Source organism: Sphingopyxis terrae subsp. terrae NBRC 15098 (assembly GCF_001610975.1).
GTDB classification, from domain to species: domain Bacteria; phylum Pseudomonadota; class Alphaproteobacteria; order Sphingomonadales; family Sphingomonadaceae; genus Sphingopyxis; species Sphingopyxis terrae_A.
The window spans coordinates 2451437-2476048 of record NZ_CP013342.1; the positions used below are offsets into that span (position 1 = coordinate 2451437).

Consider the following 24612-nt stretch of genomic DNA (forward strand, 5'->3'; position numbering starts at 1 on the left):
TCGATGTGCCATAGTGGAGGTGTTATCACACCACTAGAGGAGGCGTCCGTGTTGGAAGTTAGCATAATCGGATTGGATATCGCGAAGAATGTTTTTCATGCGCACGGCGCGGATGCGAGCGGGCGAGCACTGTTCAGCCGCAAGATCGGCCGAGGGAAGCTGCTGGAGTTCTTTGCTGGGCACCAGCGTTGTACGGTCGCGCTGGAAGCCTGTGGGGGCGCGCACCATTGGGGCCGAGAGCTGACACGGCTGGGATACAAGGTGAAGCTGATCCCGCCCGCGTATGTGAAGCCGTTCGTGAAGCGGAACAAGAATGATGCGGCGGATGCGGAGGCGATCTGCGAGGCCGCCCAGCGCCCGAGCATGCGGTTCGTGGCGATCAAGAGCGAAGAGCAGCAGGCGTCAGGCCTGGTGTTCCGGACCCGTGACCTGCTGGTGCGGCAGCGCACCCAGCTGATCAATGCCATCCGAGGTCATCTTACCGAATATGGCTGGGTAGCGCCCAAGGGTCCCTCGCACGTCGCGATGCTCGGCGATCTGCTTGAGGACGAGATGGCCTCGTCGCTACCCGAGGCAGCCAGGTCGATGTTCCGCACGATGCTCGACCTGCTGGAGGAGCTGAACGAGAAGATCGGCGATCTCGACAAGGAGATTGCGCGCCGGGCTCGTGAGGATGCCGTCGCGAGGCGGCTTATGACGATCCCTGGGGTTGGACCGATTACGGCCACCGCATTGGCGGCTCTGGCGCCTCCAGCAGAAAGCTTCACCAAGGGACGGGACTTTGCGGCGTGGCTAGGTCTGGCGCCAAGGCAGATGTCGACGGGCGGCAAGCAGAAGCTGGGCTCGATATCCAAAATGGGCGAGCGCACACTGCGGCGATTGCTCATCATCGGTTGCAGTGCGGTGGTCCTGCAGGCCAGCAAGCGAGGCGCGCCTCAAGGCTCCTGGCTCGAGCAGATGATGGCGAGGAAACCGCGTATGCTAGTCACGGTTGCCCTTGCCAACAAGACAGCGCGGATCATCTGGGCCGTGCTTGTAAAGGGAGAGGATTACAGAGCTCCGGTCGCAGCCGCGGCGTAAGCCAAGGCGGACCAGAGGTCGCCGGAAGGCGTAGTCGGTCGAAGGAGAGTATGGCACAACAGTCGGCGAGACGGGGCCGGAAGAACCAGGGCTTTCCACTGTGCCGCGAGCACGCTGTGGGTGATGTGGTTCCGGTCCGCGAACTCCCATACGGGCCCGCAGCCTCCGATGCTGCATTGCAAGGCCGGACAGATGGCCGCATCCGACTACGTGCACTACCTCCAAAAATCGCTTGCGTCTTTTGGGGCGTCCACAGATGGGAAAGCGTGCGGGCGGGTCATCAGAAGATCGCGCTCGGCGGGTTTGCGGTTGTCGGCATCGAAATTCCAGCGGCCGCCGAGCGGGACTTCGCCATCCATCAGCAGCCCCGTCTCGCGGCGCATCATGCGGTAGAAATATTCCATCCGCAGAGTCTTCCGACCCTCGGCCCACGCCGCGAATTGATTGGGTGCAGAGAAAAATCGGTCGTCGGCGAAGATGGTGCAGTTCGTCCAGGCACGCATCGCCTCGGCGAGGCGCCACTCGCCCGCTTCGGTCACGCGCAAGGGAAGGTCGCCATGGCGATTGCGTGCGCGCGCAACCTCGCCGCCGAGCGATCCGCTATTGTCCGGATCGTCGAGGCGGACATAGTCGACGCGCCATCCCTGTGCGCACATCTCCTCGGCAAAATGGCGCATCGCGGAAAAGAGAAAGGCAAGCTTCTTGCGGTGGTGGGGAACGTATCCCGCTTCTTCGGCGACTTCGGCCATCAGCAGAATCGTGTCGGCCGGCGACGCATCGCGGAGCGACGAGATGGCGGGGGTCAATTGGTCTCCCAATATCAGGACAATCTCGCTGGGTCTGGTCATGGCACCGCGCGGCGGCATTCGCTCGGCCCTCCGGGACGGGACAGGGCTGACGGATGTGGATGATGGTCCATAAAACAGACGATGCAGCGCGCTTCGGGCTCCGCCAATATGGACTTTCGGCCAGCCATTTTGGCAGAGCAGCGTGTCTGGTTAGAGGCATCCGGCTAGAGCGCACCAGCCGGTTCTATGACCGGGAAAGCCATCCATTATGCCGTTCGTCGACGGGTGTCAGCCTTCGTCGGCGGCGCTGGTTACGCATTTTTCCTTTCCAAAATGAGTGGATTATAGCCGAAATCATTTGAGCGGACTGCCTCACCAATTTCCATTTTCCGTCGGGAACTCCGACCCGATAACCCGCGTATTGCCGCCGAGCTTCAAAACAACATTGGGTTGAATGCTTTTCACCGGGCTGCGCCGTCTGGCGCGGTCCGGAATATCTCGTCAGCCCTGCATCGTTATCGATTGCAAAAGGCCATTCCGCCGCGACGTCCAGAGCGACCAAATCGACGGCGGCGCGCGCGCTATGTCGCGGCTGCGATTCCCACCCGAAAACGGACAGACCGCGATCCGCCCCAGGCGGCAACGCCTGTTTCGCCCAGGCCGCATCACTGCGATCTCGGCTATTTTTCCGAGCGGACTTCGTTGATCGTTTTGCCGGTCCACCTGCGGACGGCGCGGCGCAGGTTGGCGCTGTCGCTGAAACCGACCTTCCAGGCGACATCATCGACGCTCATGCGTGTTGTCTGCAGATATTCGATGGCGAGTTTCCGGCGGACATCGTCGACGATCTCGCCATAGCTCGTGTCTTCGGCGGCCAAACGACGGCGCAGCGTGCGTTCCTGCAGCCCGATTTGTTCGGCGATCGCCGTCATCGAGGGGAAGTGGTTCGGGGCGAGGAGCAGGAGTTGATAAACTTCCCCCGACAGTCCCGATGATATTCGCGATTGGCCGATCAGCCGGTCGCATGTCTCTTCGAGCATCGTGCGCGTCAACCGGTTGCCCAGTTCCGGCGTCTGTTCGAGGATGCCGATCGGATAATGCAGTTCATTGGCATCCGCGGCGTAGAAGCAGGGGCAGGACAGTTCGCGTTCGTCCTCCGCCGAGCGCGCCTCTTCGGGCAGCGCGAACCGCGCGCGGACCGGAACATTGTCCGATCCCGCCGCATCGCGAATATGGGTGTAGGTCATCTTCATCTGTTGGCGGATGAGGAAAGTGCGCACGTCATTGCTCATCACGTCGCGATAGATTTCCTGAAATTGCCAAACGGCGACCTCTCCTTCCGTCCGCCAGCCAAGCCGTACCGTGGGGGTGGCGAGCGGCTGGTAGCGTACGGCGAAGTCGAAGAAGTCGCGCATCGTCGGCGAGCACATCAGCGCATAACCGTACATGCCATAGGCTGACAGATGCAGCCGCGACCCGATCGCGAAGGCGTCCGCGAACCGCGCACCGGCCACCACGATATTTTCGCAGGCGGTCAGATACTGGCCGATCGAGGTCAGCGTATGCGGATCGCGCACCTCGGCCAGCGTCAATCCCGTCCGTTCAAGTACGGTCGCCGCATCGATTCCACGCCCCGCCACCGTATCGATGACGGTCGCGATCTTGAAAGGGGCGAAGATGCGTTGATTAAGCGAGGGGAAGCCGGCGCGCGGATTGCGGCTGGTCAGCGTGCTCTGATCCTCGTCGACGGTCATAGCAGCCCTTTCGTGCGATCTTGTCCTCTAGAGACATAGCGATGTCCGACAATGCTCTTACCAACGGCTCTGGCAAACCATAAGCAGCATAGCAAGCCGGCAACGTCCGGCCGCGGCAATGTCCGTGACCAAGACAAGAGCAGCAGGGAAGAGGATCATCATGTCGACCAGATTCATTCTTACGGGGAGCCGCGCGCGCATGTTGTGCGGTTCGGCCATCTTCGCGGTCATGCTGGGTGCGGCCACCGCCGCGCAGGCGCAAGGCGCCGGCGCGAACGATGCGGTCGAGGATAGTGCGGCGGGGAGTGACTCCGAGATTATCGTCACGGGCTCCAGCATCCGCGGCATCCCGCCCACCGGCTCCGGCCTTATCAGCGTGTCGCGCGATGATGCCAAGTTGATCGGGGCCGCGAGCACCCCCGAATTGCTCGCGACCGTGCCGCAGCTCAACAGCTTCAACACCGCACCGCGCACAAGCAACGGCGGCCTCGGTTCCTTTGCGCCCGGCCTGCGCGGCTTGCCGCCGGCTGCAACCTTGCCGCTGATGAACGGCCATCGCCTGATCTCCGGCAGCACCCAGCAGACCAATCCGGACTATCCGTTCCTGCCCGAACTCGCGATCGAACGCGTCGAGATCGTCGCCGACGGCGCATCGGCGATTTACGGGTCGGATGCGGTCGCGGGGGTTGTCAATTTCATCACCCGCAAGCGCGTGTCGGGCTTCGAGGCCAATGTTCGCTATGGCTTTGCAGACGATTATCATGCCTTCAACGCCGGCGCGATTTTCGGGCATGCCTGGGACAGCGGTTCCTTCGTCGCCGCGTATCAATATTCCGAAAACAGCAACATCACCGGGGCCGACCGCCGGTATCGCTCGCTCGATTTTCGTGCTGCGGGCGGCATTGATACGCGCTCGACCGTCTGCCCGGACGCGAACGTCAATCTGTTCACCGGCACCATCTATGCTGCGCCGAGCCTGACGCCGGGGATCAACACTTGCGATCCGCGCGGACCCGTCGACCTGGTACCGCAGAACCGCACGCACAGCCTTTTCGTGTCGGCGCGGCAGGAGCTCTCCTCCGCGGTCACCGTGTGGGCCGATCTTCTCTATTCGGACCGCAAGGATATTGTCCAGGCGGCGCTGCCTGGTCAGACCTTCGTTCTGCTGACGGCGGCCAACCCGTTTTTCCGCCCCCCGCCGGGAACGGGAACGACTTATGAATATGTCGATTTCAGGCCCGACAATCTGGTTGGCGACGATCATTTCGACCAAAGCTACCGTGTCCGGACGGGCAATGCGACGGCCGGTCTCGACGTCAAGCTGGCCGGCGATTTCAAAGCCAGCGTTTATGGAACCTTCAACTGGTCGCGGAACGACACGTTCCAGCCGGGCATCAACACGACGGCGCTGGCAACGGCCGCCGCCGGAACGACGGCCGCGACCGCGCTCGACCCGTTCCGTACGGGGACGAGCTCCGCTGTCGTTGCGGCTATCCTGGATAATCCGACCGACTTCACCAATCACCAACGCACCCGGATCGGCGCGGTGAAAGTCGATGGCCCGCTGGCGGATTTGCCGGGCGGTGCGATCAAGGTCGCGCTCGGCGCCGAATATCGGCGCGAGACATATGATCAGCGCGGATCGAGCGGCGGTGTGGGCTTCCCCGAGGACCTGAAACGCAGCGTCCAGTCGCTTTACGGCGAGCTGTTTGTGCCGATCGTGGGCGAGGGCAATGCATCGCCGATGATGCGCAGCCTCACGCTGTCGCTTTCGGGGCGCTACGATCACTACAGCGATTTCGGTTCGACGACCAATCCCAAGGTCGGCCTGACCTGGGAACCGGTCGAAGGGCTGAATTTCCGGGGTAGCTATGGCCGCTCGTTCCGCGCGCCGGGGCTACGCGATCTAGGGTCCACCGTGGGGTCCTATTATGCCGCGGCGGCGCTGGTCGATGCGTTCGGTGCGCGCGACCCGTCGCGCGGGGCGACGCAAGTAAACACAATTCTCCTCTACGGCGGCAACCAGGCGCTCAAGCCCGAAAAGGCGCGGACCTTCTCCTTCGGCGTCGATCTGCGGCCGCGGCTCGCGCCCGATTTCAGCGCGAGCGCGACCTTTTATGATATCAAATATGATGATGTCATCGGAACCCCTTCGGGACTGGGCGCCATCCTGTTCAGCGACCCAACCTTCGCATCGCGGGTCATCCGCAATCCGACTGCGGGACAACTAACCGACGCGATTACCGACACCGTGCCCTTTTTCTACACCTTCGCGGCCATCCCGACGATCGGCAACATCCTCGACCTGCGTCAGGGCAATTTCGGCATCCGCAAGACCAACGGGATCGATTTCGATCTGCGCTATCGGCACACGGCGGGTTTCGGCACCCTCTTCGGCGGCATCGCGGGCAATTATATCCTGAAATATCGCAACCAGTTGTCGCCGACGTCCGCGGTCAGCAACTCACTCGAGGCCGGGATACCGCGAACCACGCTGCGCACGACATTGGGCATCGCCGCGGGGCCGGTGACGCTCGCCAATTTCGTCAACCATCGCAGCGGCGTGACGGCCGCCTATGCGACGCCAACCGGGTCGAGCCTCTACAAGGCCAAAGGCTATACGACGGTCGATCTGCGACTCTCGCTGAAGCTTCCCGACCTGCCATTCGCCAAGGGAACCGAGGTCGCGCTGCAGATCAACGATCTGTTCGACAAGACACCGCCTTTCTTCCCAGGCACGGACGGCATCGGCGGCGCCTATAATGCGATCGGGCGTTATGCCGCCATGAGCCTGCGCACATCCTTCTGATGCGGATGGCAGCGCGTCCGTGAGGGCGCGCTGCTGTTCCTTGCGGTCGACGTTCGTGAGCGCGCGCGAACCTCGGCTTCCTTCCGACATGAGATAAGGTTTGCCATTCGATGCCAATTGCCAGCAACAGCGCGGCCATCGCGGCTCCCGCCCCGCAGATCCGCCTGTATCTCGAACAGCTCAAGGCCACGTGCGACCTAGAGTTCGCGCATTATGACGATTTGCACCGCTGGTCGGTGACCGATCTCGAAAGTTTCTGGCGCAGTATCTGGGACTATGACCGGATCGAATCGCGGACGCCCTTCTCCGCGATGCTCGGCGCAGACACGATGCCGGGTGCGCGCTGGTGCGAGGGCGCCGAGGTCAGCTATGCGCGCCATGTTTTCCGCCACGCCGCGGCAGCGGATTCTGCCGGGCAGCCCGCCATCGTGGCGGTGAACGAACGGGGGGAGCAACGAACCCTCGGTTGGGCCGAGCTCAAGCGGCAGAGCGCCTCACTGGCCTTGGAACTACGCCGGCGCGGGGTGGGGCGGGGCGATCGCGTTGCGGCCTACCTTCCCAATATAGCCGAGGCGGTGGTGGGCCTGCTCGCGTGCGCCAGCCTGGGGGCGATATGGAGCCTGTGCTCGCCCGACATGGGGACCAATGCGGTGCTTGATCGGCTGCGGCAAACCGAGCCCAAGGCGCTCATCGCTGTCGATGGCGTCTTCTACGCTGGCAAAGCCATGGATCGTAGCGCCTGCGTCGCCGAAATTTGCGCCGCGCTTCCCTGTATCGAGGCATTGTTCGTCATCGAAAGCGGGTTCGGCGCTGGGGCGGTGCCGGGGGCGGTGGCGTTCGAAGCGGCCATCGCGCGGGACGATGCCGAGGTCGCCGGCTTTGAGCCCGAATGGCTACCCTTCGACCATCCGCTGTGGATCCTCTATTCGAGCGGAACAACGGGACTTCCGAAGGCGATCGTGCACGGGCACGGCGGGGTGCTGCTGGCAACCGCCGCGGGGCGACTCCATTTCGATCTCGGACCGAGCTATGAGTCCAATAATTTCGGCGACCGCTTCCACTGGTTCAGCGCCACGGGCTGGGTGATGTGGAACATTCAGGTGGGCGGACTGCTCAGCGGGACGACGATTTGCCTGTTCGACGGATCGCCGAGCGGTTCCAAGGCCGATCCTGACTGGACCCGGCTCTGGCGCTTTGCGGCAGAGAGCGGAGTGACCTGGTTCGGCGCCGGCGCTGCCTTCTTCGCGAGTTGCCGCAAGGCCGGGCTCGACGTCGCCGGACTCGACGGGTTGCACCGGGTGCGCGCGCTCGGTAGCACTGGCTCGCCGCTACCGCCGGACGTCCAGCGCTGGGGTTCGGCGCAGTTCGCCGCCATCGGACGGCCCGATATCTGGTGGTGCAATGTCAGCGGCGGTACCGAGATCGCCGCCGCCTTCATGGCCGGAAATCCCGAGTTACCCGACACGCCGGGGCGGCTTCAGTGCCGCCAGCTCGGCGCCGCCATCGAGGCTTGGGACGAGCGGGGACAGGCTGTGATCGGCGAGGTCGGCGAACTTGTCTGCACCCGTCCCTTCCCCAGCATGCCGCTCTATTTCTGGGGCGACGAAGACGGCAGCCGCTATCGCGACTCCTATTTCGCCGAATGGCCCGGCATATGGCGTCACGGCGACTGGCTCACGATCGGGGCCGACGGCAGTTGCACCATTTCCGGCCGCAGCGACGCAACGATCAACCGCCACGGCCTGCGCATGGGAACCGCCGAAATCTATGCTGCTGTCGAGCGCCTGCCCGAAATCGTCGACACGATGATCATCGACGTCGAGCGTGAAGACGGCGACAGCACGCTCATCATGTTCGTCGTGCCGGCGGAGGGGCGAGCCGTCGACCCTGCGATGGAGCAGGCGATTGCATCGGCCATACGTTCGAGTCTCTCGCCGCGCTTCGTGCCCGATCATCTGATCGAGGCACCCGGCATCCCGCACACGCTTTCTGGAAAGAAGCAGGAGCTCCCGATCAAGCGGCTGTTCGCCGGATGGCCCGTTACCAAGGTCATCAGCGCCGACGCGACCGCGACGCCTGAGGTCTTGCCTTGGTACATCGATCGGGCACAGCGCTGGAACGGGGCGGGAGATAGGATGTGATAACGCAAATGGTCTGGGAGAGGACGCGATATGGACAATAGGACATTTGCGGACAGGTCTGACCTGGAACGATCGAAGCCGGCCGGGCATCACGGCCTTGTGCTCGGCATGCTGTGCTTCGTCTATGTGCTGAACTTCCTCGATCGCCAGCTCGTCTCGATCCTCGCCAAGCCGATTCAGGACGGCTTGCACATCACCGACAGCGAACTCGGCCGGATCACCGGTTTCTATTTTGCGCTCTTCTATTGTTTTATCGCGATTCCTGTTGGTTGGCTCGCCGACCGCACCAATCGCGTAAAGGTGCTTTCGATCGCTTGCGGCCTGTGGAGCGCCGCGACCGCGGCATGCGGCATGGCGGCGAACTATGGGCAACTTGTGGCGGCACGTATGGCGGTTGGTGTCGGCGAAGCCGGCGGCGTTCCGCCGTCCTACGCGATCATATCGGACACGTTTCCGCGCGAGCAGCGCGGCACCGCGATGGGCATCTTCAACCTCGGCCCGCCGATCGGTTCGGCGCTCGGGGTCGCGTTCGGCGCGTCGCTCGCGGCGGCCTATGACTGGCGCGCGCCTTTCCTCATCGTCGGCGCGATAGGCGTCGTTACCGCAGTCCTCGTCTATATCATCGTGCCCGAACCCGCGCGCGGCCGCTTCGACCCGCTTCCTGCGGCCGCGGCGGAACCGGCGCACAGCTTCGGGCAGGCGATCCGCGCCTTTTTCGGCAACAGGATATTGACGCTCGCGGCGCTAGCCAGCGGTGCCGCAAATTTCATCACCTATGGCGTCAGCAATTTCGCCACGCTTTTTCTCATGCGTGAGAAGGGGATGACGCTTGAGGAGGTGGCAATATGGTACGCGCTGGCGGTCGGCCTCGGAATGGGGGCGGGCATTTTCGTCTCAGGGCGGCTGATCGACCGGTTCGGCGTTACCAACAAGGCGGCCTATGCGAGCATCCCGGCCTGGTCGCTCGTTCTCGCCTTGCCCTTCTTTCTCGGCTTCGCTGCTGCCGACAGCTGGCAGGTCGCGCTCCCCCTCTTGTTCGTGCCGCTCTTCCTCAATTCCTTTTTCCTCCCTGCCACGGTGACGTTCGTGCAGAGCGAGGTCGATCCGGGCGCGCGCGTGATATCGGGCGCGCTGCTGCTGCTGGTCATGAACCTGATCGGCCTCGGTCTCGGGCCAACTTTCGTCGGCATGGCCAGCGACTTTTTCCGGCCGCAATATGGCGAGCACGCACTCCGCATGGCCTTTTATTCGCTGTCGCCAATGTATCTCGTCGCCGCGCTGCTCTTCGCCTGGCTTGCGCGAATGATCAAACGGTCGTCGCCAGCATCCGGCGAGCCGCGGCAGGCCGGCGATTAGACGAAAAATGCGCTTGGCGCGCAGCGAGGTTGCGCGGCGGAACTGGGCACCGACAAGAAGACGGGAGACAGATATGACGCGGAAATATGGCGCCGCTTGCCTTACGGCCCTGGTGGCCGGATTGTTGGTTCCTACGGCGGTAGCCACGGCGGCGGAAACGCCGTCGTCCGCCGACGCCGCACGGCGCTGCACCAACCTCGCCCGATTGCGCCTTGCCGACACGACAATCGAAAGCGCTGCGCTTGTCCCTGCAAAGGCCGCCGAGCTCGGCATAGCGGACGACATGCCTGGCTATCGAAGCTTCTGCCGCGTGGTTGCGCGCGTGCGCTCGGACCTAGATTCTGACATTGGCGTCGAGATATGGCTGCCGACCGAGCGATGGGCCGGCGTCTTCCATGGCAATGGCAACGGCGGCTTTGCCGGTGTCCTTGCCGGCGGCTATTCGGGAATGGTCGATGGTCTGCGCCGCGGATTTGCGACCGCGACGACCGATGCCGGAACCGCACCGGCGTCGCCGCTGGATGGTGAGGCACTCATCGATCATCCCCGCAAATGGAGGGACTGGGGCCGGCTTTCGACGCATGTGATGACGATCACCGGGAAGGCGATCACCAAGGCTTTCTACGGCCGCGATGCAAGGCGTTCCTTTTATACCGGATGTTCGACGGGCGGGCAGCAGGGGCTCATCGAATCGCTCTACTATCCTGAAGACTATGACGGGATTCTGGTCGGAGCGCCGGTCATTAACCGCACATGGGGGCACGCCGCAGTGCTCTGGGACTATGCCGCTGCGCACCGCACGCCGGACAGCCTGCTATCCGATGCCAAGCTCAAGCTGCTCAACCGGGCGGCGGTCGCGACGTGCTGGCGGCAGGGCCATGGCCTCGCGGGCGACCGGTTTGTTTCGGACCCGCTGAATTGCAAGTTCGACCCGGGGGTGCTGCAATGCAGGGGCGCGGCGGGCAACGCTTGCTTGACCGAAGCCGAGGTTGCAACCGCGCGGGCCTTTTATTCGGGGCCCACGAACCGCGCGGGCAAGGCCAATTACTTCGGCTGGTTGCCGGGAAGCGAAACGCCCGACACCTTCGGCTGGTCCTTCCTTCAAAAGCCGATCAGGGATCAGCCACCTTTCGGGGCGCTGTTCAAATGGGTGTTCGGCGCCGATTGGGACTGGAAGGGATTCGATTTCGATCGCGACATGCCCACGGTCGATGCGCGCCTCGACCCGATCGTCAACGACGCGACGCGCGGAAGTCTTGCGGCTTTTACCGCGCGCGGCGGCAAGCTGATCATTTTCCACGGCCTTGCCGATACGCTCGTGGCGCCCGGCCAGTCGATCGCATTTTTCGATCGTCAGGCGGCCGAGGTCGGCGGCGATCACCGGCTTGCGGAGAGCGCGCGCCTGTTCCTGGCGCCCGGCATGATGCATTGCGGCGGCGGGACCGGGCCGGACAGCTTCAACGCCACGCTCGGGATCCCACCCCAGCCGCCCGGCTATGACGCAGAGCATGATCTATTTTCGGCGCTGATCGAATGGGCGGACGGGGGCGATGCGCCCGATCAGGTCATCGCTACGAAGTTCGCCAGCGACGACGCCGGCAGGATCGACATGCAACGCCCGCTGTGCGCCTATCCGCGGAAGGTCGAATATCGCGGTTGGGGGTCGACGCTGTCGGCGAGCAGCTTTCGGTGCGTCGCGCCGGACGATCGCTGAGCTGCCCCTTTCCGCCGGGCGTATCGTCTGCCGACAGGAGGTACGGATGCTGAATCGCAGGGAGTTCGCGGGCCTTACCGCCGCAGGGGCGGCCACCTCGCTGGCTACGCTATCGGCTCCTGCACCGGCGGCAGGCACTATCACCTATCATTCGCGCGCATCGTCGCTCGTCCCGGGCGAGGCGCGTGTCGCCATCTACCTGCCGCCGGGCTATGACGCCGATCGAACCGACCCCTATCCGCTGCTGCTGCTGCTGCTCCACGGCGGAAACGGTAGCGAGAAGGATCTCGCCTTCTTCAAGGGCGTTTTCGACGGCGAGATTGCGGGGGGTCGGCTGCCGCCGCTCGTCATTGCCACGCCGACCGGGCGTCGCTCGCTCTATATGGATTTCCGGGACGGGTCGGAGCGATGGGAGAGTTTCGTTCTTTCGGACGTCCTGCCGTTCGTGCGCAGAAGCGCCCATGTCTCGAAGGGGCGCGAGCACAGCTTCATCGGCGGCCTCGCGGGTCAATAGAACCCCACCGCAAAAGAGCCTCGCATCTGTATGCGAGGCCCTTTCATCCTCTGCGGTCGTGACCAAAGGAAGCCCCATTGGCTTCCCTGGTCGCAGGGAAGCCTTTGTCATGGGGGCATAGGCCAATGCTAGGTGATGTCGAGCGTTATCGCAGCCGATCCTGTCTAAATCGCTGTGACCTGCTGCTGTGCATGCGCGCTGCTATAGCCGACAAAATCAGGTTGGAGCCCGCGTTTTTCGCGAAACATATTGATCCGCTGCGCATAATGGTTCGGCAGATCGAAGTGGGCCGGTGCTTCGCCTTTGTGGTGTGCTCGGTCGGCAGCGATCACGGCAAGTTGGTGATGGTAGAAGAGCTGGTTCATATCCATTGAAATTATCCGGGTTCGGGTTCGTCAGTAATCAGGCGCGAACATCGCGCCTCGATTTTTTGCATCGCGCGACATTATTCGAGGCATTGGGCGCGGACCGCATCTGCGAGCTGCTCTTTGACGGCACGGGCCTGTTCGGATTTGAACTGGCGGTTGGCCAGCGCGTGCCAGGTGGCAGCCGAACGAAGGTTGCGCTCTCGAACCAGCGTCAGGTCCGCTGCGGCCGCTTCGGCCTCGCATCGCTCGGCCTGCTCGCGATAATTGTCGCTGCTTGCTGCCACGGCGTTTTCCTCTCGTTCAATCGACCGCGCGGACGTCGCCGATCGCTGGAGGGATGCGAAAGCATCGCATCCGTCCAGCGGTATGGGCGGTCGGCCGATGGCCATTTTCCAGGGTGACGCGGAAACCGCCGGTCGGGCAGAATTATCGCGATCGAGCCCTCGAAGATGAGACCTTCTTCCATGCCATTGCGGAAGGTCCGGATCAGGCCGCTTCTAGATTGACCCCGGAGATCTTGCCGTCGCGACCGGTTTCCAGCGCGTACGAGACCCGCTGGTCCTTGCCCAGCGTCGCCATTCCGGCGCGCTCGACCGCGGTCACATGGACGAAGCTGTCGCCCGAGCCGTCCTCGCTCGAGATGAAGCCGTAGCCCTTATCGCTGTTGAAGAATTTGACTGTGCCGATCGGCATTGGATGTTTCCTTTCACGAAAACAGAGTGTCCGCCGGCACAAGCGCCGACAGAGCTGGAAGCGTGAGAAGGGAAGAATCGCCCCGATTGGGGCATCAAAATTCCGTCGCAGGCGACGTTAGCAACTGGTACATGGGGTATCATTTTTGAAAAGTCAAGGATTTTCAATATATTTCGACATGGACTCTCATAGTATCCGTAATTATCTTAATTTCGAAATAGCGGAAGAGGCTTGTCGGGTTGGGTTTGATAAATCATTTTATTGGTATGTTTGTTCGCGTTATTTAAAATCCGGATAGATCATTCGACGCACATGAGCGCACGCCAGTATTCGCGGCTTATCGGCGAATGGATGAGGGCGAGCCGCCCTGGATCGATCACCGCATTGCGGCTCGAAATGGGCGGCGCGGTCGGGCCTCATCCTGTCGGCGCTTAAACATGGTGGGCGAGGTGATTTCGCACCCTTTCCCCGTCCGGTTGCTGAAACGGCGCTTTTCGAAACGTCCGACGTCATGCGCTAAAGTCGCTGGGCACGCGCTTTTTCGTCGGCTGCCGTGCGCGGCGGTAGTTTGACAATCGTCTGCTGCGCGCTGATGTCGTCTAGAGTCGGCGTATTTTCGTGCCCGGAATCATTCCCACTCGATCGTGCCCGGCGGCTTCGAGGTATAATCGTACACCACGCGGTTGATACCCTGCACCTCGTTGATGATCCGCGTCGCGCAGCGGCTGAGGAAGCTTGCGTCGAAGGGGTAGATGTCGGCGGTCATGCCGTCGGTCGAGGTCACGGCGCGCAGCGCGCAGACATGGTCATAGGTGCGCCCGTCACCCATCACGCCGACGGTCTTGACAGGCAGCAGCACCGCAAAAGCCTGCCAGATCGCATCGTAGAGGCCGGCATTGCGGATCTCTTCCAGATAGACGGCATCGGCCTTGCGGAGGATGTCGCAGCGCTCCTTCGACACCTCACCGGGGATGCGGATTGCGAGGCCGGGGCCGGGGAAGGGGTGGCGGCCGACGAAGATGTCGGGGAGGCCGAGTTCCTTGCCGAGCAGGCGGACCTCGTCCTTGAACAGTTCGCGCAGCGGTTCGACGAGCTTCATGTTCATCCGCTCGGGAAGGCCGCCGACATTGTGGTGGCTCTTGATCGTAACGCTTGGCCCGCCGGTGAAGCTCACGCTCTCAATGACGTCGGGATAGAGCGTGCCTTGCGCGAGGAAGTCGGCGCCGCCGATCTTCTTCGCTTCCTCCTCGAAGACGTTGATGAATTCGGCGCCGATGAACTTGCGCTTCTTTTCGGGGTCGGTGACCCCTGCGAGGCCCGCCATGAAGCGTTCCTCCGCATCGACGACGACGAGCGGGATGTTGTAATGGTCGCGGAACAGTTGTTCGACCTGCTCGCGCTCGTTCATGCGCAGCAGGCCATGGTCGACGAAGACGCAGGTGACCTGCTCGCCGATGGCTTCGTGGATCAGCACCGCCGCGACCGCGCTGTCGACGCCGCCCGACAGCCCGCACAGCACGCGCTGGTCACCGACCTGCGCCCGGATCTCGGCGATTTTCGTCGCACGGAATTCCGCCATCGTCCAGTCGCCGCTGCACCCGCAGACGTGGCGCACGAAATTGGCGATCAGCTTGGCGCCGTCGGGTGTATGGACGACCTCGGGGTGGAATTGGGTGCCGTAATAGCGCCGTTCGTCGTCCGCGATCAGCGCGAAGGGAGCGCCATCGCTCACCGCGACGATGCGAAAGCCAGCGGCGAAGCGCGTGACGCGGTCGCCGTGGCTCATCCACACCTGATGCCGTTCACCGACTTCCCACAGCCCGTCGAAGAGCACGCAGGGTTCGGTGACGGTCAGGAAGGCGCGGCCGAATTCGCCGTCGCGCTCGCCATCGGCGCCGCCCGGTTCGACCTGCCCGCCGAGCTGCTGACTCATCACCTGCTGGCCGTAGCAGATACCGAGGATGGGAAGGCCGCTTTCAAATACCGATTGCGGGGCGCGCGGGCTGCCCGCCGCAGGGACCGATGCCGGTGAGCCCGAGAGGATCACGCCCTTGGGCTTCATCCGTTCGAGCGCGGCCTCGGCGGCGTTGAACGGAACGATCTCGCTGTAGACGCCGGCCTCGCGGACACGGCGGGCGATGAGCTGGGTGACCTGGCTGCCGAAATCGACGATCAGGATCGATTCGGGGGCGGCGGAAGAGGCTGGAGTCGGCATGGCTGGCCGATACGGATGCCGGGGCCGACTGTCTAGGGTCAAGCCGAGCGCTCGGGCGCTTCGTCGGTCCGGGACGGGCGTTGGTGGAAGCGCCCTCGCGATGCCATAGTGTTGCGACAATTGGCGAATAGCTGCCCGGCAAGACCGAAACTCGCTTCATCGTCGGTTCAATCGGGTCCGGCATGATGATCAAAAGACAAGATAAAGGTTCTCCCCACCATGTATGTTCGACCGCTCCTTCCCATGCGCGCCCTGTTGCTGACCGGCGCCGCGATTGTGGCTGTCCCGGCCGCGATGGCGCAGGATCAGGCGACCGTCCCCGTCGCTTCGAGCTCGGGCACCCCGACCGACGACGATATCGACTATGCCGACGAGATCGTCGTGACCGCGCCGCGGATCGCGGGGCAACTCGATACCGATATCGCGGCCGAGGCCGAACTCGATGAAGCCGCGATCGCCAGTTACGGCGCCTCGTCGATCGAGGAACTGCTGACGGCGCTCGAACCGATCACGCGGTCGGGACGCGGGCGCGGTAGCGGGCGGCCGGTGATCCTGGTCAACGGGCGCCGGATCGGCGGCTTCGGCGCGGTGCGCAACCTTCCGCCCGAAGCGATCGCCAAGGTCGAGATTTTCCCCGAGGAAGTCGCGCTGCAATATGGCTATGCCGCAACCGACCGCGTGGTGAATTTCGTGCTCAAGCCCGATTTCAAACAGGTGTCGGTGGAGGGCGAGGCAGGCCTGCCGACGCAGGGCGGGCAGTTCAAGAGCGAGCTGGAACCCGCGGTCGTCGCGATCGGACAGAATGGCCGCTTCAACCTCAACGGGGGGTGGGAGCATCAGACGATGCTGCTCGAACGCGAGCGCGACCTTGGCGACACGGGGCGCAGCCTGTTGCCCGCCAGCGACACCTATATCATCGACGGCACGATCGTCCGCAATCTCGACAAGGTCACCGACCTGTCGGCAAGCCTGCGGTTCGACCAGACCGACAGCCTCAGCCTTCTCGGCCCCGGCGCGGGCGGTGTCAGCGATCCGCTGCGCCGCGACAGCCGGACGCAGAACTGGACGGGTTCGGCAAGCGCCAACGGCATGCTCGGCGCGTGGCGCTGGTCGGTTACGGGCAATTATGCCGACAGCGATCAGCGCATCTTTACCGAACGTCTGAGTGGCGGGCGTGACCGTTTCGACAGCAGCCAGCAGAGCTTCGGCGGCAATGCCAATATCTCGGGCAGCGTGATCGAGGGATGGGCCGGCCCGATCCGCGCATCGATCACCGGCGCTTATACCGGCCTGCGTTATGATAGCCGCGCCGACCGCAGCGGCGTCATCACGACGAGCGACCTCGCGCGCGACACGCCGAGCGTTTTCGGATCGCTGACCGTGCCGATCCTCGATCCCGACTATGATGTCGGCAAGATCGGTCGCATTTCGCTGACGCTGAACGGCCAGGTCGAAAACCCCAGCGATTTCGCCGCGCTAAAAAGCTGGGGCGCGACGCTTAATTGGGGGCTGACCGACAATCTGTCGTTGCTCGCAAGCTTCAATCGCGACGAGGCGGCGCCTTCGGTGACACAGCTTGGCGCGGCGCCGCTGGTTACCGACAATGTGACTTACTACGACTTCCGCACCGGCCAGACGGTGCAGATCCAGACGACGACCGGCGGCAATCCTTTCCTCCTCGCCGAACAGCGCCGCGATGTGAAGCTCGGGCTCAACTGGTCGCCGCCGATGGTCGAGGGGCTGAGCCTTTCGATCAACTACAACAGCAACCGCAGCGACGACACCAGCAACGGCTTCCCGCTGCTGACGCCAGAGATCGAGGCGGCTTTCCCGGATCGCGCAACGCGCGTCGGCGGCGTGCTCGTCGCGCTCGACCAGCGTCCGGTGAATTTCGACCGCGCAACCAATTCGCAAATCCGCTGGGGGATCAATTTCGGCCGCAGTTTCGGCCAGTCGCAAGCGGGCCCGGGCGCGGGCCGCTTCGGTGGCGGTCGTCCGGCTGGCGGCGCCGAGCGGCGTCCGCAGCCGGCGCAGGGTGACGCCCCGCCGCCGCCCGACGGGCAGGCGGCAAAGCCTGCTGGATCGGGCGATGCGCCCGCCGCAGCGCCTGCGCGTCCGCGTGGCCCCGGCGGCGGCTTTCGCGGGGGACGCGGGGGGCGCGGCGGTCCTGGCGGCATGTTCGGCGGACCGCAGGGCGGGCGCTGGCAATTGTCGCTCTATCACACGATCAAGCTGACCGACCGCGTGCTGATACGGCCCGGCGTCCCTGAACTCGATCTGCTGAACGGATCGGCGATCGGCAATGGTGGCGGCAGCAACCGCAATCTGGTCGAACTCGACGGCGGCGTCTTTTACAAGGGCGTCGGTGCCCGGGTCAGCGCCAAATATGACAGCGGCAGCCGCGTCGTCGGCGGCGCCAACGGCGACCTGGCCTTCCACGATCTTGCGACCTTCAACCTGCGCTTCTTCGTCGATTTCAATCAGAAGCCCGAACTGACCAAGGCGCTGCCGATCCTGAAGGGATCGCGCCTGCGCCTGTCGATCGATAATCTGTTCGATGCGCAGCGCAAGGTCACCGACGCCAGCGGCGTCGTGCCGCTCACCTACGCGCCGGGCTATATTGACCCGCTCGGCCGCTATATCGAGCTGGAGTGGCGCAAGGCCTTCTAGAGTCCTGACTCACTCTAAACCAGGCGGGCCGAAACCGTGGCCGGCGCCGATGCGGATTCGGCGGGCACGAAGGTCAGTGCGCGCAGAAACTGCCGGGTGCAGTTCGGCCAGCTGTAGCGTTGGCCCAAGGCCGCGGCGCGGGCCGGATCGCGTGTCAGTGCCAGCGCGATCGCATGATCGAGATTGGTATCGAGAGCGCCAGCATCGTCGGTGACGATGTCGGCCGGGCCGGCAACGGGATAGGCCGCGACCGGCGTGCCGCACGACAGCGCTTCGATGACGACAAGGCCGAAGGTGTCGGTACGGCTGGGGAAGACGAAGACGTCGGCCCCGGCATAGGCGCCGGCAAGACGCTCGCCGCCGAGCTTGCCGAGGAAGCGGACATCCGGAAAGCGGGCGCGCAGATCATCGAGCGCCGGACCGTCCCCTACGATCACCTTCGTTCCCGGATGTCGGGCTTCGAGGAAGGCTTCGATGTTTTTTTCCACCGCGACGCGGCCGACATAGAGCTGGATCGGGCGGGCGAGGCCCGCGAAATCGGGATGGGGCGTGCGATCGGGATGAAAGAGGGCGTGATCGACGCCGCGTTCCCACATCATCGTCTGCCCAAGACCCTGCTCCGCAAGCTCGCGTTTCAGCGAGCGCGTTGCGACCATGATGTGCTGCGCGGGGCGATGGAACCAGCGGATAAAGCGCCACACGAACTGCGGCGACACCGGGATGCGCGCCGCGACATATTCCGGAAAGCGCGTGTGATAGGCGGTGGTGAAGGGAAAGCCGGTATCGATGCACCAGCGCCGCGCCGCAAGGCCGAGCGGTCCCTCGGTCGAGATATGAATCGCCTCGGGAGCGAAGGCGCGTATGCGCCGTGCGACGGCGCGCTTGCCCGCAAAGGCCAGGCGGATCTCGCCATAGGTCGGGCAGGGGATTGACCGGAACAGATCGGGCGAGATCACCCCGACGACATGCCCCAGCGCGCGCAACTCGGCGATCGTCGCCTGCAGCGTGCGCACGACACCGTTTACCTGTGGCTCCCAGGCGTCGGTGACGATCAATATCCGCATGCGGCGCTCACGCGGCCTTGGCGGCAGCGGGTAGGCCGAGCGGTGCCGGCGATTCGCGTGCGGCGAATTCTTCGGCCCAGTGCAGGATTTCCATCCGGCCGTCATGATGTTCTACCAGCGCGGTGCAACCTTCGACCCAGTCGCCGTCGTTGTAATAATCGACGCCGTCGATCGCGCGCATTTCGGCGCTGTGGATATGGCCGCACACTACCCCGTCGACCCCGCGCGAGCGCGCCGCATGGGCGACCACCTCTTCATAGTGACCGATGAACTGGACGGCGTTCTTGACCTTGTGCTTGGCGACCATCGACAGCGACCAATAGGGCAGGCCGAGGCGGCTGCGGACCGCGTTGACGACCACATTGCACTTCATCAGCGCGGTGTAGGCCGCGTCGCCGACAAAGGCGAGCCAGCGGTGCGCGAGCATTACCGCGTCGAATTCGTCGCCGTGGACGATCAGCAGCTTTCGGCCATCGGCGGTCTCGTGAACCGCCTCCCGCCGGATTTCGACGCCGCCGAAATCGAAGCCGTCGAACGGCTTGACCATCTCGTCGTGATTGCCGGGGACATAGACGACGCGCGTGCCGCGCTTCGCGCGCTTCAGCACGCGCCAGACGACGTCATTATGCTCGGGCGGCCAGAAGTGCCGCTTCTTCAGCCGCCAGCCGTCGATGATGTCGCCGACGAGATAAAGCGTCTCGCAATCGACATGGTCGAAAAAGTCGATCAGCAGCCCGGCGTTGCAGCCGCGCGTGCCGAGGTGGATGTCGCTGACCCACACGGTGCGGTAATTGCGCCGTTCGCCGATAACCCGCTCGGGCACATGCGGTTCGGTGGTGAAGGGATCGGGAAAGCGGTTCGGGATCGGCAGGGTCGAGATCGAGGCCATGTCTCACTCCGTAGGCAGCCTTGGCTGCCCACGGCCTAGACACGAGTTTTGTTACATGCGGCGAATCAAAGCCGCGACAGTTTGAAGAATGTTTTGCGGCGGTTCGGTGACTATTGGCCGTTTCCAGACGCAGTTTATCGAGGATCAGACGCGCCGGATCACCAGGTTGCGGATTTCGCTCATATCCTCCATCGCGAAACGGATGCCCTCGCGCCCGAGGCCCGAATCCTTGACCCCGCCATAGGGCATATTGTCGACGCGGTAGGAGGAGACGTCATTGACGACGATGCCGCCGACGTCGAGGTCGTCCCACGCTTCCAATATCTTGTGAATGTCGCGGGTGAAGATCCCGGCCTGCAAGCCGAATTTGCTGTCGTTGACCTCCGCCAGTGCGGCGTTCCAGTCGGTGAAGCGCGACAGGACGACCACCGGGCCGAAGGCTTCCTCGCGCACCACGTCCGCCCCCTCGGGCACATTTTCGAGCAGTGTCGCCTCGAGCATATTGCCCCCGCAGCCGCCACCGGCGAGCAACGTCGCCCCGGCCGCGACGGCGTCGTCGATCCAGCCCTTGAGCCGCTCTGCTTCCTTTGCCGAAATCATCGGGCCGATGAAGGTGTCGCGCTTTTTGGGATCGCCCGATTTGAGCGTCTTCACCTTGGCAGCAAGCATATCGCGGAAACGGTCGTAGATGTCGGCGTGGATGATGACGCGCTGCACATGGATGCAGCTTTGCCCCGACTGGTAATAGCCACCGAAGATGATCCGCGCGAGCGCATGATCGAGCTCGGCGTCCTTGTCGACGATCACGGCAGCATTGCCGCCGAGTTCGAGCACGACCTTTTTCTTGCCGGCCTTGGCCTTGAGGTCCCAGCCGACGCCGGGCGAGCCGGTGAAGCTCAGCAATTTCAGCCGGTCATCGGTGGTGAACAGATCGGCGCCGTCGCGGCTCGCGGGCAGGATGCTGAACGCGCCTTCGGGCAATATGTCACATTCCGCCAGAACTTCGCCCATGATGATCGCGCCCAGCGGCGTCATCGAGGCGGGCTTCATCACGAAGGGGCAGCCCATCGCGATCGCGGGCGCGATCTTGTGCGCCGCAAGGTTGAGCGGAAAATTGAACGGCGAGATAAAGCTGCACGGGCCGATCGGCACCCGCTTCCACATCCCCATATAGCCCTTGGCGCGCGCCGATATGTCGAGCGGCTGGATCTCGCCATAGTTGCGCGTCGCCTCTTCGGCGGCGATGCGGAAGGTGTCGATCAGGCGCCCGACCTCACCCTCGCTGTCGGCGATCGGCTTTCCCGCTTCCACGCACAGCGCATAGGCAAGCTCGTCAAAGCGTTCCTTGAAGCGCGCGACACAATGATTGAGGACATCCTGCTTCTCGTAACTCGCGAGCCGCGCCATCGGCTCGGCGGCGCGCACCGCGCCGGCGATGGCTTCATCGATGACATCGGGGGTCGCCAGTGCGGTACAGAAAGCGATTTCGCCGGTGAATTTGTCGATCACCTTGAGGTCGGTGTTCGGCTGCACCGCCTTGTTGTTGAGATAGAGCGGGTAGACGTCCTTGAGCTGCATTTCTTACTCCGTTCGGGCTGAGCCTGTCGAAGCCCTGTCCTTCCTTGAAGACAAAAACGGCCCTTCGACAAGCTCAGGGCGAACGGGTTTCGCGACCGTCAGAGTTCCTTCGACAGCTTCTTGATGTCGATGTTCAAAATCTGGTCATTCTCCGAATAATCTACCGGGCAATCGATCAGGTGCACACCGGGAGTATCGCGCGTATGCGCAAGAAGTTCCTTGAGGTGCGCCGCGCTTTCGACGCGGTGGCCGTGCGCGCCATAGCTTTCGGCATATTTCACGAAATCGGGGTTGCCATAGGTCAGGCCCCAATCCTTGAACCCCATATTCGCCTGTTTCCAGCGGATCATGCCATAGCTTGAATCGTTGAGGATCAGCACGGTCAGGTTGAGCCCCAAGCGGACCGCGGTCTCCATCTCCTGACTGTTCATCATGAAACCGCCGTCGCCGCAGATCGCCATGACCTTGCGGTCGGGGTAGACCATCGCCGACATCATCGCGCTGGGCAGGCCTGCGCCCATCGTCGCGAGCGCATTGTCGAGCAGCACGGTGTTCGGGCGGTAGGCGGTGTAGCCGCGCGCGAACCAGATCTTGTAGACGCCATTGTCGAGGCAGATGATGCCGTCGTCGGGCATCGCGTCGCGGACCTGCTGCACCAGATGCGGCGGAAAGATCGGGAAGCGCGTGTCGGCGGCGAGCGGGGCGGTATGCTCGACCTCGGCTTTGCGATAAGCGAGCATATGGTCGAACGACCATCCGCCGTTCGGCACGATATCCTCCTTCATCTGCCAGATCGCATTGGCAATATCGCCAATGACCTCGATGCCGGGGAAATAGACCGGATCGACCTCGGCGGTCTTGGTGGACACATGGATAACGGTGGGCCCGCCGCGCTGCATGAAGAAGGGCGGCTTTTCAATCACATCGTGACCGATGTTGACAATGCAGTCCGACGCCTCGACCGCGCGGTGCACGAAATCTCCGGATGACAGCGCCGCGCACCCGAGGAATTTCGGATGCCGCTCGTCGATCACGCCCTTGCCGAGCTGGGTGGTCAGAAAGGGGATGCCGGTCTTTTCGATGAACTGCAGCAGCATCCGGCTGGTCATCGTGCGGTTCGCGCCCGCGCCGATTACCAGTACCGGCGCCTTCGCACTTTCGAGCGCCTTCACCGCCTCGCGGATCGATTTGACGTCGGCGGTGGGGCGGCGGGAATGGCTGCGCTTCAGCGGCAGGCTTTCGGTATGTTCGTCGGCGATATCCTCGGGCAGTTCGATATGCACCGCGCCGGGTTTTTCTTCCTCCGCGAGGCGGAAAGCCTCGCGCACGCGGCTCGGGATATTGTCCGACGAGGCCATCTGGTGCGTATATTTGGTGATCGGCCCCATCATCGCGACGACGTCGAGGATCTGGAACCGGCCCTGCTTCGATTTCTTGATCGGCTTCTGCCCGGTGATCATCATCATCGGCATGCCGCCAAGCTGGGCATAGGCGGCAGCGGTGACGAAATTGGTCGCGCCGGGCCCCAGTGTCGCAAGGCACACGCCGGTCTTGCCGGTGTGACGGCCATAGGTCGCGGCCATGAAGCCCGCCCCCTGCTCATGGCGGGTCAGGATCAGCTTGATTTTTTTCGAACGCGACAGGCTGTCGAGAAAGTCGAGATTTTCCTCGCCCGGAACGCCGAAGATATATTCGACGCCTTCTTCTTCCAGACATTCGATGAACAGGTCAGATGCTTTTTTCACGGTCACTCGCCCCCTTCAGCAGCGCACCCCAAATCGGTGCGGCCCAAGCCCGTGCCGGCGACCATCGGCCCGTCAATCGGCGTAGCGAGTCCCGTCGTGGGGCTGCGAGTCCCTGCGGCGCCGGCGGCAATGTGTAACCGGCAGCGAAGGGGTTGTCACCAGCGCTCAAGCACATCCAAAAGTGATTGAATTGCTCTTGTTGGTCACATCCCTTCGTGGCAATCGGCGCCTGTAAGTTTTTAAGGGGGATATTGTGGGGCGTTTTGCAAATTATCTTGCGGTTACTGGGTTGGTCATTCTTGCCCCCTATCCCGCCCAAGCGGAGACGCTGTCGAACGACACCATCGTATTGCTCCACAATGCCGGCATCAGCGACGAGGCGATCATCGCAAAGATCGCGAATGAGGATGCGGAATTTGATACATCCACCGATGCGTTGATCCAACTTAGTGGCAAGGGCATTACCGGATCGGTAATCGCGGCGATGATTGAACGGAATGCCGCGAAGGCGCCGCCACCTTCGTCACTGTCGCTCGACTCGCCTGATCCGATGATACCTCACCCTGCTGGGTTGTATATTCTTCAAAGTGATGCCGCGCCCCGGATGCACAGGATCGACTACACGGTCTCAAATCAAGCGAAGACAGGTGGCATTTTTGGGTATGCGCTTACCGGGGGCATCGCGTCCATGAGCATAAAGGTTGCGATCGCTAACGAAAGCGCGCGGACCATCACCCCTTCGAAACGGCCCATCTTCTACTTCTTTTTTGACGAGTCCAATCCGGCCACAGCCAGTAATGTCAGTCCGTGGGCGGGCGCCACGGTGGCCGCTGCGGCGTCGCCTAACGAATTTTCTCTGATCGGGCTGATGCCAAAGAAGGGGCGACGTGAGGCAAGGGTCGGAAGCATGAATATCGGTGGCAGCAAAATGGGGGTAATGGACAAGGATCGTCTGTCTTTCGATTATGATCTGGTTCGTCCGGGCGTCTATAAAGTTACGCCGACAGTCGACCTTTCTCCCGGAGAATATGGGTTCATCCAAGCGATGCCTGGTGCTGCGGTCGGTGGTGCAATGACAGCTCGTGTGTTTGATTTCACGGTTAAATGATGTTGCTTTTCCCTATTTTTTTTGATGCTCGCGGGAACCGGAGACCAGTTACCAGTAGATTTGGCGATCGAGGGTGAACGCAAGGTAGGGGGCGTAAAAAAGGCTTGGTTTGCGTTCCGGCGGGAG

The 24612-nt window shown here is 63.0% G+C and carries 18 protein-coding genes; 8 read left to right on the plus strand and 10 right to left on the minus strand.

Annotated features, from left to right (window positions below):
* Positions 1 to 48: 48 nt before the first annotated feature.
* On the plus strand, positions 49 to 1080 hold the full coding sequence (locus tag AOA14_RS11785) for an IS110 family RNA-guided transposase (RefSeq protein ID WP_062901951.1): 1032 nt from the start codon (positions 49 to 51) through the stop codon (positions 1078 to 1080).
* 215 nt (positions 1081 to 1295) lie between these two features.
* Here the strand turns inward: AOA14_RS11785 and AOA14_RS11790 are convergent, their stop codons facing one another.
* Together AOA14_RS11790 and AOA14_RS11795 are read right to left on the minus strand one after the other, a co-directional pair.
* Entirely contained in the window at positions 1296 to 1928 is a 633-nt protein-coding gene (locus AOA14_RS11790) for a cryptochrome/photolyase family protein (protein ID WP_238929644.1), read from the minus strand.
* Between the two features lie 620 nt (positions 1929 to 2548).
* Complete coding sequence (locus tag AOA14_RS11795; RefSeq protein ID WP_062901952.1) at positions 2549 to 3622, minus strand: AraC family transcriptional regulator; 1074 nt, start codon at positions 3620 to 3622, stop codon at positions 2549 to 2551.
* 160 nt (positions 3623 to 3782) lie between these two features.
* Between AOA14_RS11795 and AOA14_RS11800 the strand changes: the two genes are divergently transcribed.
* The 5 genes from AOA14_RS11800 (at position 3783) to AOA14_RS11820 (ending at position 12156) form a co-directional block, all read left to right on the plus strand.
* Complete coding sequence (locus tag AOA14_RS11800; RefSeq protein ID WP_062901953.1) at positions 3783 to 6431, plus strand: TonB-dependent receptor plug domain-containing protein; 2649 nt, start codon at positions 3783 to 3785, stop codon at positions 6429 to 6431.
* Positions 6432 to 6541: 110 nt separating this feature from the next.
* Positions 6542 to 8572, plus strand: a complete 2031-nt coding sequence (locus AOA14_RS11805) for an acetoacetate--CoA ligase (RefSeq protein ID WP_062901954.1) — start codon at positions 6542 to 6544, stop codon at positions 8570 to 8572.
* A gap of 30 nt (positions 8573 to 8602) precedes the next feature.
* Positions 8603 to 9928: a spinster family MFS transporter gene (locus AOA14_RS11810; RefSeq protein WP_062901955.1), complete on the plus strand. Its 1326-nt coding sequence runs from the start codon at positions 8603 to 8605 to the stop codon at positions 9926 to 9928.
* A gap of 112 nt (positions 9929 to 10040) precedes the next feature.
* A complete protein-coding gene (locus AOA14_RS11815; protein ID WP_238929645.1) occupies positions 10041 to 11642 on the plus strand; it encodes a tannase/feruloyl esterase family alpha/beta hydrolase in 1602 nt (533 codons plus the stop codon).
* A 46-nt stretch (positions 11643 to 11688) separates the two neighbouring features.
* Entirely contained in the window at positions 11689 to 12156 is a 468-nt protein-coding gene (locus AOA14_RS11820) for an alpha/beta hydrolase-fold protein (RefSeq protein WP_202988251.1), read from the plus strand.
* 164 nt (positions 12157 to 12320) lie between these two features.
* On the opposite strand, the gene AOA14_RS11825 is transcribed toward AOA14_RS11820, so the two are convergent.
* From AOA14_RS11825 to guaA, 4 genes are all read right to left on the minus strand, one after another.
* Positions 12321 to 12521 (minus strand): hypothetical protein, encoded by a 201-nt coding sequence (locus tag AOA14_RS11825; RefSeq protein WP_186401750.1) that lies wholly within the window; start codon positions 12519 to 12521, stop codon positions 12321 to 12323.
* Positions 12522 to 12601: 80 nt separating this feature from the next.
* On the minus strand, positions 12602 to 12913 hold the full coding sequence (locus AOA14_RS11830) for a hypothetical protein (protein ID WP_062901958.1): 312 nt from the start codon (positions 12911 to 12913) through the stop codon (positions 12602 to 12604).
* Between the two features lie 97 nt (positions 12914 to 13010).
* Entirely contained in the window at positions 13011 to 13217 is a 207-nt protein-coding gene (locus AOA14_RS11835; protein WP_062901959.1) for a cold-shock protein, read from the minus strand.
* Positions 13218 to 13845: 628 nt separating this feature from the next.
* The gene (gene guaA, locus AOA14_RS11840; RefSeq protein WP_062901960.1) at positions 13846 to 15432 is read right to left on the minus strand and encodes a glutamine-hydrolyzing GMP synthase; all 1587 of its coding nucleotides are present in this window, start codon (positions 15430 to 15432) and stop codon (positions 13846 to 13848) included.
* 243 nt (positions 15433 to 15675) lie between these two features.
* Between guaA and AOA14_RS11845 the strand changes: the two genes are divergently transcribed.
* Positions 15676 to 18102, plus strand: a complete 2427-nt coding sequence (locus tag AOA14_RS11845) for a TonB-dependent receptor plug domain-containing protein (protein WP_238929646.1) — start codon at positions 15676 to 15678, stop codon at positions 18100 to 18102.
* A 14-nt stretch (positions 18103 to 18116) separates the two neighbouring features.
* Here AOA14_RS11845 and AOA14_RS11850 read toward each other — a convergent pair whose 3' ends face one another.
* The 4 genes from AOA14_RS11850 to AOA14_RS11865 all read right to left on the minus strand — a co-directional run bounded on the left by AOA14_RS11850 (position 18117) and on the right by AOA14_RS11865 (position 23378).
* Positions 18117 to 19166, minus strand: coding sequence for a glycosyltransferase family 4 protein (locus AOA14_RS11850; protein WP_062901962.1), 1050 nt, complete (start codon positions 19164 to 19166; stop codon positions 18117 to 18119).
* A 7-nt stretch (positions 19167 to 19173) separates the two neighbouring features.
* Positions 19174 to 20055 carry a UDP-2,3-diacylglucosamine diphosphatase gene (locus AOA14_RS11855; protein WP_062901963.1) on the minus strand — a complete coding sequence of 294 codons (882 nt, stop codon included), beginning with the start codon at positions 20053 to 20055 and terminating at the stop codon, positions 19174 to 19176.
* A 144-nt stretch (positions 20056 to 20199) separates the two neighbouring features.
* Positions 20200 to 21633, minus strand: coding sequence for an aldehyde dehydrogenase family protein (locus tag AOA14_RS11860; protein ID WP_062901964.1), 1434 nt, complete (start codon positions 21631 to 21633; stop codon positions 20200 to 20202).
* 98 nt (positions 21634 to 21731) lie between these two features.
* Positions 21732 to 23378, minus strand: a complete 1647-nt coding sequence (locus AOA14_RS11865; protein ID WP_202988252.1) for an acetolactate synthase large subunit — start codon at positions 23376 to 23378, stop codon at positions 21732 to 21734.
* A 253-nt stretch (positions 23379 to 23631) separates the two neighbouring features.
* Between AOA14_RS11865 and AOA14_RS11870 the strand changes: the two genes are divergently transcribed.
* A complete protein-coding gene (locus AOA14_RS11870) occupies positions 23632 to 24486 on the plus strand; it encodes a hypothetical protein (RefSeq protein WP_238929647.1) in 855 nt (284 codons plus the stop codon).
* Positions 24487 to 24612 lie beyond the last annotated feature (126 nt).

Bases quoted from the DNA above. Each gene is read 5' to 3' on its own strand.
- AOA14_RS11790 (WP_238929644.1), bottom strand. From the start codon at position 1,928: ATGACCAGACCCAGCGAGATTGTCCTGATATTGGGAGACCAATTGACC.
- AOA14_RS11795 (WP_062901952.1), bottom strand. From the start codon at position 3,622: ATGACCGTCGACGAGGATCAGAGCACGCTGACCAGCCGCAATCCGCGC.
- AOA14_RS11800 (WP_062901953.1), top strand. From the start codon at position 3,783: ATGTCGACCAGATTCATTCTTACGGGGAGCCGCGCGCGCATGTTGTGC.
- AOA14_RS11805 (WP_062901954.1), top strand. From the start codon at position 6,542: ATGCCAATTGCCAGCAACAGCGCGGCCATCGCGGCTCCCGCCCCGCAG.
- AOA14_RS11810 (WP_062901955.1), top strand. From the start codon at position 8,603: ATGGACAATAGGACATTTGCGGACAGGTCTGACCTGGAACGATCGAAG.
- AOA14_RS11820 (WP_202988251.1), top strand. From the start codon at position 11,689: ATGCTGAATCGCAGGGAGTTCGCGGGCCTTACCGCCGCAGGGGCGGCC.
- AOA14_RS11825 (WP_186401750.1), bottom strand. From the start codon at position 12,521: ATGAACCAGCTCTTCTACCATCACCAACTTGCCGTGATCGCTGCCGAC.
- AOA14_RS11830 (WP_062901958.1), bottom strand. From the start codon at position 12,913: ATGGCCATCGGCCGACCGCCCATACCGCTGGACGGATGCGATGCTTTC.
- AOA14_RS11835 (WP_062901959.1), bottom strand. From the start codon at position 13,217: ATGCCGATCGGCACAGTCAAATTCTTCAACAGCGATAAGGGCTACGGC.
- guaA (WP_062901960.1), bottom strand. From the start codon at position 15,432: ATGCCGACTCCAGCCTCTTCCGCCGCCCCCGAATCGATCCTGATCGTC.
- AOA14_RS11845 (WP_238929646.1), top strand. From the start codon at position 15,676: ATGCGCGCCCTGTTGCTGACCGGCGCCGCGATTGTGGCTGTCCCGGCC.
- AOA14_RS11850 (WP_062901962.1), bottom strand. From the start codon at position 19,166: ATGCGGATATTGATCGTCACCGACGCCTGGGAGCCACAGGTAAACGGT.
- AOA14_RS11855 (WP_062901963.1), bottom strand. From the start codon at position 20,055: ATGGCCTCGATCTCGACCCTGCCGATCCCGAACCGCTTTCCCGATCCC.
- AOA14_RS11860 (WP_062901964.1), bottom strand. From the start codon at position 21,633: ATGCAGCTCAAGGACGTCTACCCGCTCTATCTCAACAACAAGGCGGTG.